12 protein-coding genes and 1 pseudogene are annotated in these 18,214 nt (G+C 62.3%); 7 read left to right on the top strand and 6 right to left on the bottom strand.

The annotated features are described in order from the left end of the window. The first annotated feature begins 288 nt into the window (after positions 1-288). The 5 genes and pseudogenes from CJ178_RS24490 (at position 289) to CJ178_RS24470 (ending at position 4,266) form a co-directional block, all read left to right on the top strand. Positions 289-1,053 (top strand): SDR family NAD(P)-dependent oxidoreductase, encoded by a 765-nt coding sequence (locus CJ178_RS24490; protein WP_095888214.1) that lies wholly within the window; start codon positions 289-291, stop codon positions 1,051-1,053. A 123-nt stretch (positions 1,054-1,176) separates the two neighbouring features. Further along, positions 1,177-1,842: a hypothetical protein gene (locus tag CJ178_RS24485; protein ID WP_095888213.1), complete on the top strand. Its 666-nt coding sequence runs from the start codon at positions 1,177-1,179 to the stop codon at positions 1,840-1,842. Between the two features lie 215 nt (positions 1,843-2,057). Further along, complete coding sequence (locus tag CJ178_RS24480) at positions 2,058-2,939, top strand: alpha/beta fold hydrolase (protein WP_095888212.1); 882 nt, start codon at positions 2,058-2,060, stop codon at positions 2,937-2,939. A 152-nt stretch (positions 2,940-3,091) separates the two neighbouring features. After that, positions 3,092-3,589: pseudogene (locus CJ178_RS24475) on the top strand (catalase); the annotation flags it as partial. Between the two features lie 155 nt (positions 3,590-3,744). Next, on the top strand, positions 3,745-4,266 hold the full coding sequence (locus CJ178_RS24470) for a CinA family protein (RefSeq protein WP_045068535.1): 522 nt from the start codon (positions 3,745-3,747) through the stop codon (positions 4,264-4,266). Here CJ178_RS24470 and CJ178_RS24465 read toward each other — a convergent pair. Beyond that, positions 4,263-5,087 carry an HAD family hydrolase gene (locus CJ178_RS24465; protein ID WP_033232415.1) on the bottom strand — a complete coding sequence of 275 codons (825 nt, stop codon included), beginning with the start codon at positions 5,085-5,087 and terminating at the stop codon, positions 4,263-4,265. The genes CJ178_RS24470 and CJ178_RS24465 overlap by 4 nt on opposite strands. 51 nt (positions 5,088-5,138) lie before the next feature. On the opposite strand from CJ178_RS24465, the gene CJ178_RS24460 reads away from it, so the two are divergent. After that, entirely contained in the window at positions 5,139-6,014 is an 876-nt protein-coding gene (locus CJ178_RS24460; protein WP_095888210.1) for an aldo/keto reductase, read from the top strand. Here CJ178_RS24460 and CJ178_RS24455 read toward each other — a convergent pair. Beyond that, a complete protein-coding gene (locus CJ178_RS24455; protein WP_092806828.1) occupies positions 5,992-6,570 on the bottom strand; it encodes a TetR/AcrR family transcriptional regulator in 579 nt (192 codons plus the stop codon). The genes CJ178_RS24460 and CJ178_RS24455 overlap by 23 nt on opposite strands. Positions 6,571-6,928: 358 nt before the next feature. Between CJ178_RS24455 and CJ178_RS24450 the strand changes: the two genes are divergently transcribed. Next, positions 6,929-8,230 (top strand): TrpB-like pyridoxal phosphate-dependent enzyme, encoded by a 1,302-nt coding sequence (locus tag CJ178_RS24450; protein ID WP_033232418.1) that lies wholly within the window; start codon positions 6,929-6,931, stop codon positions 8,228-8,230. A 68-nt stretch (positions 8,231-8,298) separates the two neighbouring features. Here the strand turns inward: CJ178_RS24450 and CJ178_RS24445 are convergent, their stop codons facing one another. The 4 genes from CJ178_RS24445 to recC form a co-directional block, all read right to left on the bottom strand. Further along, positions 8,299-9,603, bottom strand: a complete 1,305-nt coding sequence (locus tag CJ178_RS24445) for a hypothetical protein (RefSeq protein WP_045068530.1) — start codon at positions 9,601-9,603, stop codon at positions 8,299-8,301. A 125-nt stretch (positions 9,604-9,728) separates the two neighbouring features. Continuing rightward, a complete protein-coding gene (gene recD / locus CJ178_RS24440) occupies positions 9,729-11,594 on the bottom strand; it encodes an exodeoxyribonuclease V subunit alpha (RefSeq protein ID WP_095888209.1) in 1,866 nt (621 codons plus the stop codon). Next, positions 11,591-14,899: a UvrD-helicase domain-containing protein gene (locus CJ178_RS24435; RefSeq protein ID WP_095888208.1), complete on the bottom strand. Its 3,309-nt coding sequence runs from the start codon at positions 14,897-14,899 to the stop codon at positions 11,591-11,593. The genes recD and CJ178_RS24435 overlap by 4 nt, the downstream gene beginning before the upstream one ends. Positions 14,900-14,901: 2 nt before the next feature. Further along, positions 14,902-18,180, bottom strand: a complete 3,279-nt coding sequence (gene recC / locus CJ178_RS24430; RefSeq protein ID WP_095888207.1) for an exodeoxyribonuclease V subunit gamma — start codon at positions 18,178-18,180, stop codon at positions 14,902-14,904. Positions 18,181-18,214 lie beyond the last annotated feature (34 nt).

Genomic DNA, 18,214 nt, shown 5'->3' with positions numbered 1-18,214 from the left:
AAGAGCTTTGGCGTCAAACTCGCTCCACCCGTGACTCATGGCGGTTGGGGAATGCATGGTCGGCGAGCAGGATTCCTCCTTTCATCTCGCGGTGACCCGACCAGCGCCGCGCTACGTACAGCCTTGCGCTGTACACACATCCGGCTGTGGCATGCTCGACTGCCACGTGTTCGCTCAGCGTTACCGGTCACCTGTTCGCTCAATGGGATAACCCCTGGTTTCGAGCTTTTCTTCTCCGGAGAATCAAAAGTAGCAGCGCCGTTTTCTTCCACAGACCGGAGATTTTTCATGAACCGATTCGACAACAAGCGCATCCTCATCAGCGGTGCCGGGTCCGGCATCGGGCAAGCCACGGTGGCTCGAATCCTGGAGGAAGGCGGCACCGTCGTTGCCGCGGATATTTCCGAAGCAGGACTCGAACTCACTCGAGCCGCAGCAGCTGCCGCCGGCCATGGCGACCGCCTCACCGTCGTCACCGTCGACATCTCGAAAGAGGACTCCGTTCGGCAACAGATCGGTTCTGCGATCACGGCACTCGGCGGTTTGGACGTCCTCGTCAATGCCGCTGGAATTCTGCGCTCCGAACGCACGCACGAGATGTCGCTCGACTTCTGGAACACCGTCATCGGCGTCAACCTCACCGGCACCTTTCTCATGACACGCGAGGCGCTTCCCGCTCTGCTGGAAAGTGGCAGCGGTGTTGTCGTCAACTTCAGTTCCACCTCCGCGACGTTTGCCCACCCGTACATGGCGGCCTATGCGGCGTCCAAGGGCGGTATCCAATCCTTCACGCATGCACTTGCTCTCGAATACAGCAAGCAGGGACTGCGTGCCGTTGCCGTCGCGCCAGGAAGCATCGCGTCGGGAATGACCTCCGACCCCGGATTCCCCGCCGATATCGACTACACGTTGCTCGGCAAGCTGCTACCGGCCATCGGCGACGGTTTTGCACCCCCGTCCGCGGTGGCAGGCGTGATCGCGATGCTCGCATCCGACGACGGCTCTTTCGTGACCGGGACAGAAATCCGCATCGATGGCGGCACGCATATGTGATCGCCTACTGTGCGCCTCTCTTAACCCCTCGCGGTTAAGAAAGGCGCACAGCGCGAGGCGGCATACTTGTCCGAGAGTCCCCTGGAACCCGTCCGGCGGTACGAACTTCGGTGGGAGCGCGCGATGAGTGAACAGACAGACACTACGAATCTCGAACCCGTATTGATCAGTCCTGTCGTCAGTGGAATGATCCGCACCTGGTCCGAGGACGAGACCCGTCTGTGGAGCATCGACAATCCCGAAGGTCTTGCCGAGCTGCTCGGTCGTGGACGAATCGCCCGTACCATGATGCCGGACAACAGATCTCGAGAAATTGCCTTCCTGGACGCACAGTCTGGCACCCTGTCGGTGCAACCGCGCTTCGCCTCTTCCGACAACGCCGAAACCGCCGGATCGTTCCAACTCGGCGAACCCATCCCCGTCGACGGAGATCCGTGGGACGAACTCGAGCTGGCACTCGCACACGTTGCTCTCTCCGCTGCGGCGCGCAGCGAATTCTGGCTGGTAGAACAGGGCGGCTGGGACGCTCCAGCGCAGCCGCATTGTCTGTTTGCCGTGATCAGCGAGGACGGCGCAGCCAATGCCGTCATGGAGGCAGCACCCGCACCCGCTGATACCGGCGTCTGGCCTGAGGTTCCCAGCGATCAACCAGGGGTTTCCGTCGCGGCGCCGGCGTCGCAGGAGACCATCGAAGCGGCAGGCATCTTCGCCACAACAGCCATCCAGACGTGGAACGTCCATCCCTGGGATGTTGGCCTGACCTTCGGAAAGCTCGAGGATTTTGCCTGATCCGCAGCCAAGTGAGTTCTACGTCTCCCGCCGCAACAGCAATCGCGGTTCGTCACAACACCCGGTATGACCACGACAGGACGACCTGCAATGGGCATACTGAGGGAACTGGGGTAACTCCCGGTCACAAATACCGTGAATCCGCGTCGGGGCGGAGATGCGGCCATCACAACACGCGAGCGCTGGACAAACCGGCCGCTCCGAAAGGCTCAACCATGGCAACCGATCAATTGCAGACCGTTGTACTGCACGGTGACCAGCTGAAATTCGTCGACCAGGGCAAAGGCCCCGTTGTCGTCCTGATCCACGGCCTTCTCGGCGCACATACCAATTGGGAACCGCAGATCGAGACGCTGTCGCGGCGCTACCGCGTCATCGCACCCGACCTGTTCGGGCACGGAGCGTCCGACAAGCCGGCCGGCGACTACTCCCTGAGTGCCCACGCCGCGACCGTGCGCGATCTCCTGGAAGCACTCGACATCCCCTCCGCCACGTTGGTCGGCCACTCCCTCGGCGGCGGTGTTGCCATGCAAGCCATGTATCTGTTCCCCGACCGCGTCGAGCGCCTGTGCCTGGTGGCCAGCGGTGGCCTGGGCCCCGAAGTCAGCCCACTCCTTCGGGCCGCAACCTTGCCCGGCAGCGAACTGGTTCTTCCCGTCCTGGCGTCCAAGACGCTGACCGACGTCACCGACAAAGCTCTCGAACTGTTCAACAAGATCGGGCTGTTCAAATTGGGTGCCAGCGCCAGTGAAGCTCGCAAGAGCCTTGCGACGGTATCCGACGCCGCAACCCGGCAGGCTTTCCTTGCCACTGCCCGCTCGGTGATCAATTACCAGGGCCAAACAGTCGCCGCAACACCACATTTCGCGAAGTTCCAGAACTTGCAGGCACTCTTGGTCTGGGGCGCCGAAGACACCATCATCCCCAACGCGCACACCGAGAACGCCCGCGCCGAACTACCCCTGGGTCGGGTCGAGATCTTCCCCCGCGCAGGACATTTCCCGCACCTGGACTACCCGGACCGGTTCGATCGCGTATTCACGGAGTTCATGACGGATTGTGGTGTGGGCTTCGGACCGAAAGCCGTCACGGGCTGAAATTGCCGCCGCGCCTCGCGTCCACTACCGATGGTCGAATAACAACACGACCGGTTCTCAGCAGCACCATGTTTGTCGAATCATCTGTTGGGTAGGGCTCTGTCAGAGGAATTCTCTTCGCACGATGTGTGACGAACAGAAGGGGCTGTCCGATGCCTTCATCACCGTACATCCCAGGCGCACCTGCTCCCAGGGCGCCGGACCTCCGAGAGCCCGTCCAACCACGCCCGCCGCTGCCTCCCAAAGAAGATCAGAGACAGCCCGAAGTACGTACTGTCGCAGGAGCCGAGCCCGCGACGGACAGCCACGGCCGGGCACAACAAGGCGAATTTCTCACGACTGCGATCGGAACTCACCTCTACAAGACCGAGAAGATCACTCACTTCGATCACGAGCACATTGCCGAGCGGGTTATGCATACGGGTGGCGCTGCCGCACACGGCAACTTCGTCGCGAACGGATCCGCCGAAAGTATCTGCAAGGCAGCACTTTTTGCCAAAGGAACACAAACCCCCACATTCGTTCGCTTCTCGACGGGACTGGGCTCACGCGGCTCAGCCGATACAGTGCGCGACACTCGCGGGTTCGCTACCAAGTTCTACACCGAGGAAGGTGTATTCGACTTGGTAGGTAACAACATTCCCGTATTCTTGCACTGGGGCTGCCGGAATCGACGACTCGGCATTCGGGGTGGTAGTTGCCCCGACCCCGGAGGAAGCAGTCACCGCCGTAACAGAACTGCTGAAAACGCACCGGGTATGGGAACGTTTTCACACTTCTTCTGCGAACTGAAAGGACAATAGAGGTGAGCACCGATCCGCAACCCGAACTCCCCATTGAACGCGGCCTCGACGACGTATGTGAGCAATTGGCAACCGCAGCAACAAGACGCGGTTTGACTGTCGCAACAGCAGAATCGCTGACCTCCGGAAATATCGCTGCGCACCTGGGAAAGGCGCCCGATGCCGGGTCTTGGTTCAGTGGTGGGATTGTCGCGTACAGTCCGGCGGTCAAGCATTCCGTGCTCCACGTTCCGGACGGCCCCGTCGTCTGTGAAGACGCGGTGCGAGTCATGGCCCACAGCACTGCAACCCTGATGGGTGCCACGCTGGCTCTGGCCGTCACCGGGGAGGCAGGCCCAGAACCCCAGGAGGACCAAGATCCTGGAACAGTGTGGTTCGGGGTTGTCGATCATGGTGTCGCCGAGACTGAGAAACAGGTATTCAGCGGCGAGCCGGAGGACATTCTCGCCGCGACAGTCGAGCATGCGATCAAACTGTTAGCGCAGCATGCCGCCGGCGGCGATCACACCAGACTGGCGAGTTAGCCGTGGTTCGAAGACGCCAATTCCTCCAGGTAGCTCGCCACCCCGTCCTCGTCGTTGCTCGCCAGCACTCGGTCTGCAAGTTCGAGAATTTCCGGTAGCGCGTTCGACGGCGCCAAGGCGGTACCTGCCCACATCAACATCGGCAGGTCGTTGACGGCGTCACCTGCGGCCGCGACCTCCGACGGGTCAATGCCTTCAGCGGCGCACAACTGTGCGAGTGCACTGGCTTTGGACACCCCGGACGCCGCCATTTCCATGTACGGGGCACCGGAATGAGTGAGTTCGACGCCGGTAATTCCGGCTGCCGCGGCGGTTCGGTAGAGATCGGAACTCGACACGTCCGGATGCCGGGCGACAATCTTCACCATCGGTTCGATCTCCAGCGGCAACGTATCGGCAAGAACCATCTCGTGGACGTGCCTGTGGTGATCCGTGAAGTCGCACAGCGCAGCGTATTCGGGTTCCGCAAAGAACTGTGTCGGCCCGACATTCGCGAACACGACGCCGGGAACGAGTGTGCGGATTTGTTCCATTGCCGTTGCCGCCAAGGATGTTTCGATCGAGACAGTATCGACGATCTTCGGTGTACCGTCGGCAAGATCTAGAATCACAGCACCGTTGGCGCACACCGCCTTACCCCGGAACCCGCAAGAGCTTGCCAACGTATGCACCGAATGCCGAGCGCGAGCCGTCGCCCACACCACTTCGATTCCCGCCAGGCGTGCGCTCTCCATCGCCTGCGCCGTCCGCTCCGAAATCGTTCGATCGGAGCGCAGCAGGGTGCCGTCGAGGTCGGTGGCAAACATTCGGATTCGGGTCACGTGAATACATGATGCCAGGCAATCCGTCGGCAGCCTCGCTAGCCTGAATACATGAGCATCCCCGACATCAGCCTGAATTCCGGAACCACGATCCCGCAACTCGGCCTAGGAGTCTGGCAGGCCACCAACGACGAAACCGAACACGCCGTGCGCTTTGCACTCGACGACGCCGGCTACCGCCACATCGACACCGCTGCCGCGTACGGCAACGAAGAGGGCGTAGGACGCGGCATCGCGGCATCATCGGTTGCCCGTGAGGACGTTTTCCTCACCACAAAGCTGTGGAACTCCGATCAGGGCTACGAACCGGCGTTGGCAGCGTTCGACACCAGCATCAAGAAATTGGGCGTCGACTATGTCGACCTGTACCTAGTCCATTGGCCGCTCCAGGACAAGGAACGACTGCTCCGCACGTGGGACGCCATGGAGAAGATCGCTGAATCAGGCCGCGCGAAGGCCGTCGGCATCTGCAACTTCGAACCCCACCACCTGCAACTTCTTGTCGATCGAGGTGGGCTGCTTCCCGCTGTGGATCAGGTGGAATTGCATCCCCATCTCCCCCAGCACGCCATTCGTGAGAAGGCTGCCGAGCACGCAATTGCGGTCGAATCGTGGAGCCCACTCGGCGGGACCAGTAACGCAGGATGGGGTCCGGCGTCGAAGCCGAACACACTTTTGACGGACCCGATCATCACCCGAATCGGTGATCGGCACAGCAAGTCGGCCGCGCAGGTACTGATCCGCTGGCATCTGCAGAACGGCCTCATCGTCATTCCGAAGTCCGTGCACGATGCCCGCATCGCGGAGAACATCGACGTCTTCGACTTCGAACTCACCGAACTCGACCTCAGCGAAATCGCCACGCTCGACGACGGCACTCGCGTCGGCGCGCATCCCGACGAACTTAATATCGGTGCGCCACAGTAATTTCCGACAGATCCTGCAGGGTTGCCATCACTCGTTCGAGGGGCTCGATGCTGCGCGTCGTCTGACACAGCGCAACGGCCCCCTCGATCGAGGCGATGGTCAGATTTGCCATCGACCTGGCCTGATCCGGCGGTGAGCCTGCCTCACCAAGCGCGGTCTCGACAAGTGTCTGCCAACCCGCCAGAACCTCGGCAGCGGCCTGCGCAACTTCGGGTTCGCTCGCCCGGGCGAGCCCCCCGGCGATGATCGGACAGCCGATCGCAAAATCGGAGTTCGCGAGGTTGCGACGCCAGATATCGCCGACGGCATCGATGATGTCGGCCGGCGATCCGGTAGCCGACGCCGCACTGATCCGACGCGTGATGACGGCGCCGGCAGCTTGCACGGCCTCGACCATCAGCTGGGTTTTGCCGCCCGGAAAGTGGTGGTAGATGGACCCGCGCGGGGCGCTGCTGTGCTTGATCACGTCGTTGAACGAGGTCGCGTCGACGCCGTTGCGGCTGATCAACTCGACAGCGCTGCGGATCATCCGCTCACGCGAGCTCAGGTCTGCCATCGCAACTGCGCCTCCGTTCCTCTCGTTCATCTGTCGGGTTCATGCTACGTCCCGGAGCTAGCACCCTTTCTGCACAGTGAGCACGGTTTCCTGCCTGCTGAAGTCCATGCTCACTCGAGACAAACCGTGCTCACTCGATCCTCGCCCAGTCCACAGACCGAGACGGTTCAGCAACCATGCGGGCACTCGATGTACCATCGGCTCGTGACCTTCCCCGCCCCGCACAGCTGGTGGCCTGACCGCTGACGGTCAGCCGCAACTGTGTGCTGCCCAGACGAGATCGGGTGGTCCGCAACGCTCCAGCATTGGATCACCCGATACCGCGAACCAGGTACCGAAATCCATGAAGGAGAGTTAGTTGACCACCACCCCACTCAACCGTTCGCTCGAACCATTGGGCGTTTCCATCCCGTCGAAGGTTCCGACGCACTGGTACAACCTGGCGGCCGACCTCCCCGAACCCGTTCCCCCGCACCTGCACCCGGGCACCCGCGAGCCACTCGGTCCTGAGGACCTGGCACCGCTGTTTCCGATGAATCTCATCGCGCAGGAAGTGTCGACGGAACGGTACATCGAGATCCCCGAGACCGTCCGCGAGATCTACGGCATGTGGAGGCCTTCCCCACTCTTCCGCGCACACCGCCTCGAGCGCGCACTGGGAACGCCCGCCCGCATCTACTACAAGTACGAAGGCGTGAGCCCCGTCGGTTCGCACAAGCCGAATACCGCTGTGGCTCAGGCGTACTACAACGCCATCGAGGGAACCACCAAGCTCACCACCGAAACCGGTGCCGGCCAGTGGGGCGCGTCGCTGTCCTTCGCCGGCGCGCTGCTCGGACTCGACGTCGAGGTGTGGCAGGTCCGTTCGTCCTTCGACTCCAAGCCGTACCGCCGCATCCAGATGGAGGCCTACGGCGGAATCTGCCACCCGTCGCCGTCGGATCTGACGGAAGCCGGTCGCGCACTGCTGAAATCGCACCCTGACACCACGGGCTCCCTGGGCATGGCGATCAGCGAAGCAGTCGAGGTTGCCGCGCAGGATCCGAACACGCACTACTCACTCGGTAGCGTCCTGAACCACGTCATGCTGCACCAGACCGTCATCGGCCAGGAAGCCATGGTTCAGCTCGAAGAAGCCGGCGACGCCATCCCTGACACCGTATTCGGTTGCGCCGGCGGTGGTTCCAACCTCGCCGGCCTGACCTTCCCGTTCCTGGGACGGAATCTGCGTGAGGGCACCAAGACTCGTCTGGTTGCCTGCGAGCCGTCGGCCTGCCCGTCCCTCACCGAGGGCGAGTACCGCTACGACTTCGGCGACGTTGCCGGCCTGACCCCACTGCTCAAGATGCACACGCTCGGCAAGGACTTCGTTCCCCCGGCCATCCACGCCGGCGGACTGCGCTACCACGGTATGTCGCCGATGGTCTCCCATGCTGTCAACCTGGGACTGATGGATGCCATCGCCATCGATCAGGACGATGCACTGAACGCCGGTCTGATCTTCGCCCGCGCCGAGGGCATCATCCCGGCTCCGGAATCCACCCACGCAGTTGCGGGTGCGATCGCTCACGCGCGTTCCGTCACCGAACCTGAGGTGATCGTGATCGGCCTGTCCGGCAACGGTCAGCTGGATCTGCCCGCGTACTCGCCGTACGTCTGAGGCCCTGCGGGCCCTGTGCGCCTTTCTGGTAGTGCCGACTACCAAAAAGGCGCACGGGGCCGAAGGCCCTAATGCACCCGAGCCGGCCGCGCAATCACCTCTAGCGCAACCAACGCGAGCACTGTCACAAGCACCGTCACCGCTACGACAACTCCCGACGGGTAGCGCCAGAAGACAAGTACAGCCACGGCGATGACAACGACCAAAACACGAAGCGCCACAATGTATTTTGCGCATATCGTCTCGATGGCACGTGGTTCACGATCCGTACTCGGTGATCTGACAGAGTCGACTGCCTTGCTGAATCCGCGGCGCACGGCAAGCGCCGACGACGATCCACCCGTCAGATAGCCGACGATCGCAATCACAACGCCGAGAACGAAGACGGCACGCAGGCTGGTCTTGAGCGGCAGGAGAAGGGTGTCGACGATAACCCCGGCTGACGCGGGCGACAACACGTCGGCAGGAATGTCGTCCAGGTACACCGCGCGCCCGATGCTGAGTGCGACCGCGAGGAGCGCCATCGCCACGGCAACGGTGATTCCGACCAGCGACAAAGTCCGCAGACGCGATCCCTTGGGTGCGCACCAGATTGCCCCGGCTGCGAGGATGATGATCACCCACGGAAGAACCGAGGACGCTTTGTCCAGCGCAGACACAAGACGCTGAGCCTTGACCAACTTCGGGGATTCGAAGATCACGAAGGACTTGTCGACATCGGGAATCTTGTCGGCAAAAGCAAACCCACGATCGACGAGTGCGCTGCGCGCCTTCTCGATCAGCGGGGCCAGCGAGATGCTGACCTCACCCTTGTCACTGATATCGACCGCAGCTCGCGTGTCGCCGGTCAATACCGCCGTCAAGGATTGGTGGGCTTCACGATTCGCCTCGACCCACAGATTCTCGAATGCGTCCGAGGACACCACGGAGCCGACTGTCTGGTGGATGAACGATTTTGCCTGATCAGCAATGACCGGCGCGAGACCGACCACTACCTGTGGCACCCGCTCCGCATTCTCGGTCAGCGTTGCCAACGCGTCCGCTGTCACTTTCTCGATGTCGAGCTGTGAATCGATCTCATCCGTGATCCGGTTGGTGATCTCACCTTGGATGACAGGATTCGACCCCAGCGGCGCAACAGTCTGCACGTAGCGTTCGGAATCGAGCAATTCGCTGCGTGCATAACGCGCGAGAACACCGGCGAACGACAGCACAAGAATCAAAATGAGCAAGATCCAGACGCCGATCCACCGAAGCCCCGAATGCTCAGCCCGTTGCCGCTCAGTCGGCTTGGTAGCCGCAAATTGGGCGCGTAACTTCTCGAGTTCGGCGCGTTCCGACTTACTGAGGGGTTCAGCATCAGCAGAGTCCATCTAGTGTCTCGTATCTCTCGATGAAGCATCGACAGCGGAGCATGCACAGAAGTACATACCCAGATACAAACGCACTCAATCTCACCTGAAGGTCGAGGGCTTCCAGAGGAACTTATGCAGCCATTTCAACCGTCGTAGGGACGGATGGCACGACGCAAGCCGCTGGCCCGGAGCACTTGGCGTTCGACGCCGGCGCGCACGGACTCCTCTGTTCCGATCACGCGAACATGAGTTCGCGCGCGAGTAATCGCGGTGTACAACAACTCCCGAGTGAGCAGCGACGACGCCTCGGCCGGCAACATGACGGAGACGGTGTCGTATTGACTGCCCTGGCTTCGGTGGATGGTCATCGCATAGACCGTCTGCACGGAGGACAATGAGCTCGGGTGCAACTGGAAATTGTTGTCGCCGCGCTGGAAGGCTGCCATGAGCACTCCGCCCTCGCCCTCGACAATGACTCCGGTATCTCCGTTGTAGATGCCGACCTCGTAGTCGTTGGCTGTGACCAACAGCGGCTGGCCGGGATACCACTGTTCAGGATTCAGGAACTCCCCTGCCTCAGCCCCCACCCAGTCCATGGCCTGTTTTGCCCACCGGCTGACGCCGTACGGGCCGTCGCGGTGTGCGCACAGAAGCCGATGCGATTCCATCGCTTTCAGCGCTCTCATCGCGTCACCCTGCTTCGCGAATCCAGTCGCGGACTCAGCGCTCGTGACGATATCGGAACGCAGCGCGTCGAGGTCTTCGGGCGCGTGAAACGACACGGCGGAATCACCGCTACGAAGAAGGCCGATAACCTCCTCTGCCTTGCCCTCCCGAACCGCGCTTGCCAACTGCGCAATGATTCCGCCGAATCGTCGGCCACGGGAAAGTTGAACTATGCCGCCGCGGAGACGTTCACGATCGTGCGCGGTGAGTGATTCGGCAGTATCTCCAGGTTCCAAGTCCGCACCGACAATGTCGGCCAGCGCCTTGTTTCCCTCCGCATTCGACGGTCGTGCAACAAGATCCGCGAGGACCGCGCCGGCATCCACAGACGTCAACTGATCCGGATCTCCGACCAACAGCAGTCGCGCGTCAGGACGCACGGCCTCGAGTAATCGAGCCATCAACGTCAACGACACCATCGACGTCTCGTCCACCACGATCACATCGAACGGCAGGCGGTTGGACGCGTTGTACTTGAACCTGCTGGCGCTGCCCCGTTGCCAGCCCAACAAACGGTGCAGCGTCATCGCCGTGAGGTCTGCCGGAAGTTTCAACTGCTCCGCCTGCTCGCGCACCGACTCCTGCAATCGCGCAGCCGCTTTGCCGGTGGGCGCAGCCAGACCGATTCGTAACTCGCTGCCGTGCTCTTCGAGAAGCAGCGCAAGAATACGTGCCACCGTGTGGGTTTTGCCGGTACCCGGGCCACCCGCGATAACCGTTGTCCAGTGTGTGAGCGACAGGGCTGCCGCAATGCGCTGACGGTCAGGGCCACTGGTATGGCCTGAATCCCCCTGAAAAGTTGTCTGCAATCGGGTGCGCGACTGTTCGGTGTCGACTGTCGGATGCGTCTCGGCTCGCTCGTCCAGTACGCGACGAATTGTCTGCTCCTGCAAAAAGTACCGATCCAGGTACAGCAACTCTCCGTCGTCGCTATCCACCAGTCGCAGCGGTCGCAACGGCCCGGCAGTTCCGCCGATCACCAAGGGGCTCAACCGCAACGCGCTGATCACCGCTTCAGGTTCCGGCCAGGGTAACGCGGCAAGTTCGGCTTCGGTGGCCCCGTCGACGCTGACATCCTGCATGCGTCGTAGATCCAGGCAAACCGATCCCGAGCGCACCGCCCGAACCGCCAACGCGGCCACCAACATCACGCCTGGCGACGGTTCCCCGCCCAGCGTGCACAATCTGACAGCAACGTGGACGTCGGCGGCCAGAAGGACCCCGGCCTCGTTGAACGTGCGCACGATCCCACGTGCTCGCTGGGCCAACTGCGCTTCGGTCATGAGAACTCCAGTACGTCAGGCGAAGATCGACCCGCGAGCAGATCCGACAATTCGACGATCAATGCGGCCGGTGGTTTCCACTCGAATACACCGCATTCCGGCGGACTTTCCGGTCCGAGCATCCCCCGGACAAACTGATACTGCGCTCCGCCCAGATGCCGCCCCGGATCGTAATCCGCAAGTCGCCACCGCAGATACCGATGCAATGCAACCGAGTACAACAGAGCCTGGAGCGGGTAATGCGAGCGAATCATCTCAGCTGCCATCAGGTCCCGGGTGTAATGCGCAGCCGTGAGATCACCGCGCCCCAACCTGTTGGTCTTGTAGTCGACGATCACAAACGACGGCCCCGGAATGCGCAGTACTGCATCGATACTGCCGGTCAAGAATCCCCGCATCGGTATGGCGTCGACCCGGCCCAGGTGATCGGCATAACCCGCCAGAATGTCGTCGTGCGGCAGATGCTTTCGGAGAAGTTCGGCCACCTGACGCAGCGTGACCGTCAATGACACCGGATCGTCACCACCGGCCAGCGGCAATTCGAAGTCCAACTCCGGCAGTCGATCCGAAGGATCGATTGTCGCCAGCGTTCCGAAGCCCAGTGGCGTGTGCATGACTGCAAAGAGCGCGTTCGCCAGCGCCACCGGGTCCAGGTCCGCAGCCCGCGCAGAAGCCGCCTGTGCACATCGCATCTCGAGTTCGCTGCGTAAGTCCACAGCGGAGGTATCGACAACTTCGAGAATTTCGTGAACCAACGTGCCGAACGCGGCGCCCGCGGGAAGTCCGTTCATCGGCGACGGCAATGCCTCCAGCGGTGAGGCTTCCACGGGTCCGACGTCCACGAAGTCCGCCGGTTCGTCGTCCTTCCCCGGATCCTCGACCTCACTGCCGGTGGTGGGCGCATGATGAGCGCCCGCCGTCAACGCCGAATACGACGTCCGGCGCCACAGCGTATCCAGGTCACGATCGAAGCGAGCTGCCTCCAACTCGTAGGTCTCCGAGACGGATTCGGACCAACGATCGACCGACGGTGGGTGCGGCCCGACCGACTCGACGGAAATCACGTCCGAGCGGTCCGCCGGCCACGATTCCAATCGCGTGGCAATGGCGCCGTCATCAAGTACTTTCACCACTCGGGCGGGCTCCACGATTCCGGGTGTACGCCCGAGTAGCAACCTGTGCAACGCAGACCGCGACGTACCGTATGCCGGTGCCCACCAAAGAACAAGCTGACACTGCGCCCGGGTGAGCGCCACGTACAGCAGACGCAACTCTTCGCCCGCTCCCTCCGTTTCAGCAGTCAGCTTCCGAGTGTTGTAACCCGGCCCTTCAGCCCCACCGACGTCGAGAATCCGGCGTCCGTCGCCGTCGTGGAGCATCTGGGTCGCAGCGGCGAATCCGCCGACGCTGTCCCAACCGAAGGGCACGTACACAATCGGGAACTCGAGGCCCTTGCTGGCGTGAACCGTGGCGATCTGCACTGCCGCTGCGTCGCTGTCCAGACGTCTGCTGCGATCACTCACGCTTCCCGACGCCGGGTCCTTGATCCGATCCCCCAACCACCGTACGAGGGCGCTCAGGCCGAACGATTCTTCGGCCGCGACTCGGCCCAGCAATTGCGCCACGTGACGCAGATCGGTGAAATCACGTTCGCCGGACGGCGACGACAGGATTCTTCGCTCCAAACCTGTTTCACCCGATATTTTTTCGAACACCGCCGCAAACCCGATTCGCTGGAACAGCTCGGCAAACACTCGCAACTGCCCGGACACGGCAGCCACGACGGCGTCGCCATCGGAATCCATCGCCTCGGGCGTATGGCCCAGAATCGGCGACAGCGCAGCCAGCCGCACCCGATCTGCACGGTGAGGCTGCTCGACGGCCTGCAACAGCCACAGCCAGTGTTTTGCGCTCGCCGTCGCGAAGACGCTGGAGCCGCCGGTCAATACAGACGGAACACCGACGAGTTCCAACGTGCCACGAATCATCTCGGCTTGCTTGTGATTACGCACCAGGACTGCAATGTCGCCGGGTACAACCGGCCGGCTCACACCACCGAGACTCAGCTCGGAACCACTCGAGAGCACGCGCACGACGTCGGCGGCCAGGTCGTCGGCGATTCGGCTCCGCAATCTGCCGACCGCGGGAAATTGCGACCGATTGAGCGGACCTGCGCCGGTGCGCGGCAGATAACGCAAACGCATCGCCGGCTGCCCGGGAAGCCGGGAAACCTTGTGCGACGACGCAACCGGATGAGCAACGATGCTGTCGTTACCCAGCGCGGCACCGCCGTACAGATGCTCGAGCGCAGCCAGCAGACTGGGGTCACTGCGCCAATTGGTAGTGAGTTCCTGATGCGAATCGGCCTGGTGTACGGCGTCGAGGTAGCTCAGCACCTCGGCTCCACGGAACGCGTAGATAGCCTGCTTGGGGTCACCGACAAGAACCAGCGTGGTGTGCCCGTGAAATGCGAGGCGCAAGATATCCCATTGCAGTGGGTCGGTGTCCTGGAATTCGTCGATCAGGACCACACGAAACTTCTCGCGCACGCGGCGACAGGCTTCCTGTCCGTAGTCGGGGTCGGCGAGCACCCCGTGCAGCAACGTCAGGAGGTCGTTGAAGTCGCGAATCCCCCTGGCACGTTTGCGTCGTTCGACCTCATCCCGCGCTGCCGCCGCGAACAACACCCGCTGCCCCGGGATGGTGTCTTCGTCGGCATCGGGTTCGAGTACAGCTTGCCCGTCTGCGACCGCACTCCGCGCGATCGCCAGTGCGTCCTTCACAGAAAACGGTGGGGACGTATCCAGGGCGCTGTAGCGGACGAGGTAGAGATCGGACACAACCTCGTCGATCAGATCGTCGACCGATTCGACAAACGTCGCATCCGGTTCCCGCTCACCCGCGATACCCAGACCGTCGAGCATCCGCTGGCAGAAGCTGTGCGTTGTGGTCATGGTGCCGGAATCGAACTCCGCGAGTGCCTGCAGAAGTCGGCGGCGGCGACGTGCCACCTCTTCGTCGCCGGCAGATGCCAGCTGACGAACCAACACGTCTTCCGAGTGACGAGCACCGTCCGGGTCGGCCAGCGCAGCCGATACACCAGCGAATCGCTCACGCGTCCGCTCCCGAAGCTCCTGTGTTGCAGCCCTACTGAACGTCACCAGCAATACCTGCGAAATATCCGCCACGCCTTCGGCGACACACCGAGTTGCCAGACCCACAATGGCGTAGGTCTTACCCGTTCCCGCGCTTGCTTCCAATACCGTTGTGCCGGAAGGAAGGGGGCCAAGCAGGTCGAAGTCCATGACTACTCCGCACTTTCGTTGAGCAACACGGGCAACCACAACCGGTTGGCAAGGACGCCGAACCGGGTTGGCTCCTCGGCCCAGACACCTTCGTCCTCGAGTGGCGCCGTAGCGGCGAGGTCGGCAAAGGAACTGGATTCACCGAAGACGTAGACATTGCTGGGATCGTCACCGTCGCTGAATTGCCGCCCCCATGTGGCCTCGGCACTGCTCATGGCATTGTCGATCGACTGTCCGGCAAAGCGCCTTTTCGCGTATTCGGCGGTGGTATTGACCCACATCGGAATCGGACCGCGCAAGCCCCGATCGAGCAGATCGACCAACTGAAGAAGGATGTCGAGCGGGTTCTCGGGAGTAGACAGAACGGAACGTGTTGCCGCGCGCTGGTTTCCACCGCGCCCCACCGTGATCGCGTTGACCTGCCCGCGATCGCCGGCAGCGGCAAGCGCCAGCAAATTGACCCACGCGCTCACCCGATGCTTGGGCGCCAACGACGAGTACTGCGCCCGCACAACCGAATTTCCGTACAGTCCCGTCACGGTTCCGCTCAGCCGTCTACCTCCACCAAGATCGACTGCAACATCGACGGAAGCGGCATCTCCGACCATGTGTGGCAGTGCGAGTGACGCCAACTGATCCACTACCCACTCGATGTTGCCCAACACGGCGCTGCCCAGTTTGTACGGCGGCAACGTGCCTCGCCGCCATTCGGCAGCCCGGAAGTCCGCCGAACTGCGTCCGGTCAAGCGAGAGAGGAGCATTCGATCTCCCAACTCCCACGTCGCAAGCCCGTCGAGTTCCGCGTCGAGTGAATCGGCGATGTCGTCGTCGAGTTCCGGCACCCGCACACCGAGTCGCTGACGCAGGAATCCCCGCGCCGGGTGAGTGAGGAACGATGACAGGTCCGCGAGGTTGACGTCGCGTGGCGGTATCGACGGCAACGACGCCGAGCGGATCGACGGCAGTGGGACCGGCGCCTGGGTGATGGCACGGGCGCCTGCCAACGCTGCGGCGTCGAAGCTGAACGGTCTTTCCATCTCGAAATTCCGTTTGTCGAATGACTGCAACGGGTGCCGGGTCACAACCTGGTCCAGGCCGTTCGGCCTCACCGCCAACTTCAGGACATCGAGCAACCCGCTGAGCGGAATAGCCGGTGGGCGGGATGCGCCGGTCACGGGATCTGCACCGGTGTACAGCAGCAGCAGGTGTTCACCGGCCGACATCACCGCATCGAGCAGCAGTTGCCTGTCTTCGCTACGCAGATCCCGCTCCCCGACAACAGGATCACGAGCCAGGATGTCGTCTCCGTCGACGCCGCCGGAGCGCGGAAACACCTCGTCGTCAAGTCCGAGCAGTACAACAACCCGGTGCGGTACAGACCGCATCGGCACCATGGTGCACACGGTTAATTCACCGGTACGGAAATTGGCCCGAGTCGGCCGCCCCGCCAGACTCTTCGAAAGAAGTGCACGGATGTCGGAGAGTTGAAGTGTGGTGTCCGAACCGAACTCGACCGCACTCGCAAGAATGCGCTGGGCCGACGCGCTCTGCCAGGCGTCGTCCGGTGCCGCATCGGTGAGAAGGTCCAACGCTCTGAGCAGCACCCGAAGCCACTCCGACGGCGAATGCGGGCCCGCCAGGTCACGCAACGAAACCGCCAGTCTGTCGATGTACTCGGCAAAGCGCCCGCTGAGGTCGATGTCTGTGCTTTCGACGTCGTCAAGGGGCAATGCAAGGTCCAGCCACGCGTTTTCGGACTCGTCTGCACTGGCTCCCAACAAAATACGGTCGACGGCAGTGTTGAAAGTGTTCTGCTTGAAACCGGCCAGACCGAACGTTGCCCGCTGCCTGATGTCGATGCCCCATCGCGCCCCGGCCGCTCCGGTCCACTCGCGCAGACGCTCCAACTCGTCGTCGGAGAACGCGAATCGGGTACGTACCGGCATGCTGGTGGCAAGATCGAGAACCTGGCTGGCCGTGGCGCGGCCGTCTGCCAGTTCGAGCAGAGTGCCCAGCACAGCCAGCATCGGATTTGTCTGACGCAGACCACGATCAGCAAGGCGGACGCGAAGGCGGTGACCGGGGTGCCCGTGAACACCCTGCCCGAACGCGCCACGCACCAGCGGCGCATATGTTTCGACATCCGGGCACATCACCAGGACATCGCGGGGTTCGAGCGTCGGATCGTCTTCGAACAACCGCAACAGGCACTCTCGCAGGACCTCGACCTGACGAGCCGCGCCATGGCACGCGTGAACCTGTACGCTCCCATCGGGTTTCACTCCACCCGCAGGGGCACGATCGGCCACGATGTCCGCCTGTATTGCCGCCAGAAGGGTCGGTGCGCCTGATGTGGCAGGCAGATATTCCGAAGTGAGATCGGTGTTTGCCAGACTTGATTGCATTTCACGAACATCACGGGCAAGACTGGACGACAGTGGGTTCGGCGAGATCAACGCAGAGTTGTCGTCCGAACGGCGAGTGGCGACCGCCCCCGACGACAATTGGGAGCTCATCTCGTCCCACAGCGCGGGGCTTGGATGTGGCAGCCAGATGTGCACGTCTCGATGAGTCGCCAAGGCCTCGAGAATCATTCGCTGATCAACTGGCAGTCGGGTGGGACCGAACACCGAAATACGTTCCGGTAGAGAAATAACAGTAGCGTCATCACTCAGCCGGCTGCACACCGACATGAGTCGCTCGGCCGGACCTGCCACGTCGATTCGCTCCGCGACAACCGTCCACAACTTGGCTTGCCATTCGAAGTCCTGGGCAAGCGGTAACCCGTGGCCGTCGGTGAACCGACCGGCCGCCCACTCGATCAGCATCTGGGGACGCTGCGCCGCGTAGCTGGAGAACAGATCGGTGACATGCGACGCCGACGCAAAGCGTCGCCCCACCCCGTGTCCACGGAGATGCTTGGCAAGCACGCCGCACCACGGTTCGGAAATGGAATCATCGATGGCACCCAGAACTGTCCACACCAAGCGCGTCGGCGCCCACGGATCATTGTCCGCGCCGACACCACTCACCGTAGCGAGGACGTCGTCGACCAGTCGAACCGGAGAGGGAAAACTGATGTTCGCGGAGATGCCGTCCTGCGAGGATTCCGTCGCAGTGCCCAATCGTGAGGAAAGCTGCTGATTGAGCCAGCGTTCCACCCCTTTTGCCGGCACAGCGACTATCTCCCGGGCAAACGGATCCGACAACGGCGAGCGGAGAAGAGTGGACAGAGCGCAGACCAATGTGTCGGCGCGCTCGGCACGATACAACTTCAGCAACCCTCGCCCCTTTCGATCCCGCGATGTCCTGAAC

Origin of the sequence: Rhodococcus sp. ACPA4 (assembly GCF_002300185.1) — a bacterium.
Lineage (GTDB): Bacteria > Actinomycetota > Actinomycetes > Mycobacteriales > Mycobacteriaceae > Rhodococcus_F > Rhodococcus_F globerula.
The sequence above is the reverse complement of the archived record's forward strand: the minus strand, read 5'-3'. Positions and strand labels throughout refer to the sequence as shown.

Bases quoted from the DNA above. Each gene is read 5' to 3' on its own strand.
- CJ178_RS24490 (WP_095888214.1), top strand. From the start codon at position 289: ATGAACCGATTCGACAACAAGCGCATCCTCATCAGCGGTGCCGGGTCC.
- CJ178_RS24485 (WP_095888213.1), top strand. From the start codon at position 1,177: ATGAGTGAACAGACAGACACTACGAATCTCGAACCCGTATTGATCAGT.
- CJ178_RS24480 (WP_095888212.1), top strand. From the start codon at position 2,058: ATGGCAACCGATCAATTGCAGACCGTTGTACTGCACGGTGACCAGCTG.
- CJ178_RS24460 (WP_095888210.1), top strand. From the start codon at position 5,139: ATGAGCATCCCCGACATCAGCCTGAATTCCGGAACCACGATCCCGCAA.
- CJ178_RS24455 (WP_092806828.1), bottom strand. From the start codon at position 6,570: ATGGCAGACCTGAGCTCGCGTGAGCGGATGATCCGCAGCGCTGTCGAG.
- CJ178_RS24445 (WP_045068530.1), bottom strand. From the start codon at position 9,603: ATGGACTCTGCTGATGCTGAACCCCTCAGTAAGTCGGAACGCGCCGAA.
- recD (WP_095888209.1), bottom strand. From the start codon at position 11,594: ATGACCGAAGCGCAGTTGGCCCAGCGAGCACGTGGGATCGTGCGCACG.
- CJ178_RS24435 (WP_095888208.1), bottom strand. From the start codon at position 14,899: ATGGACTTCGACCTGCTTGGCCCCCTTCCTTCCGGCACAACGGTATTG.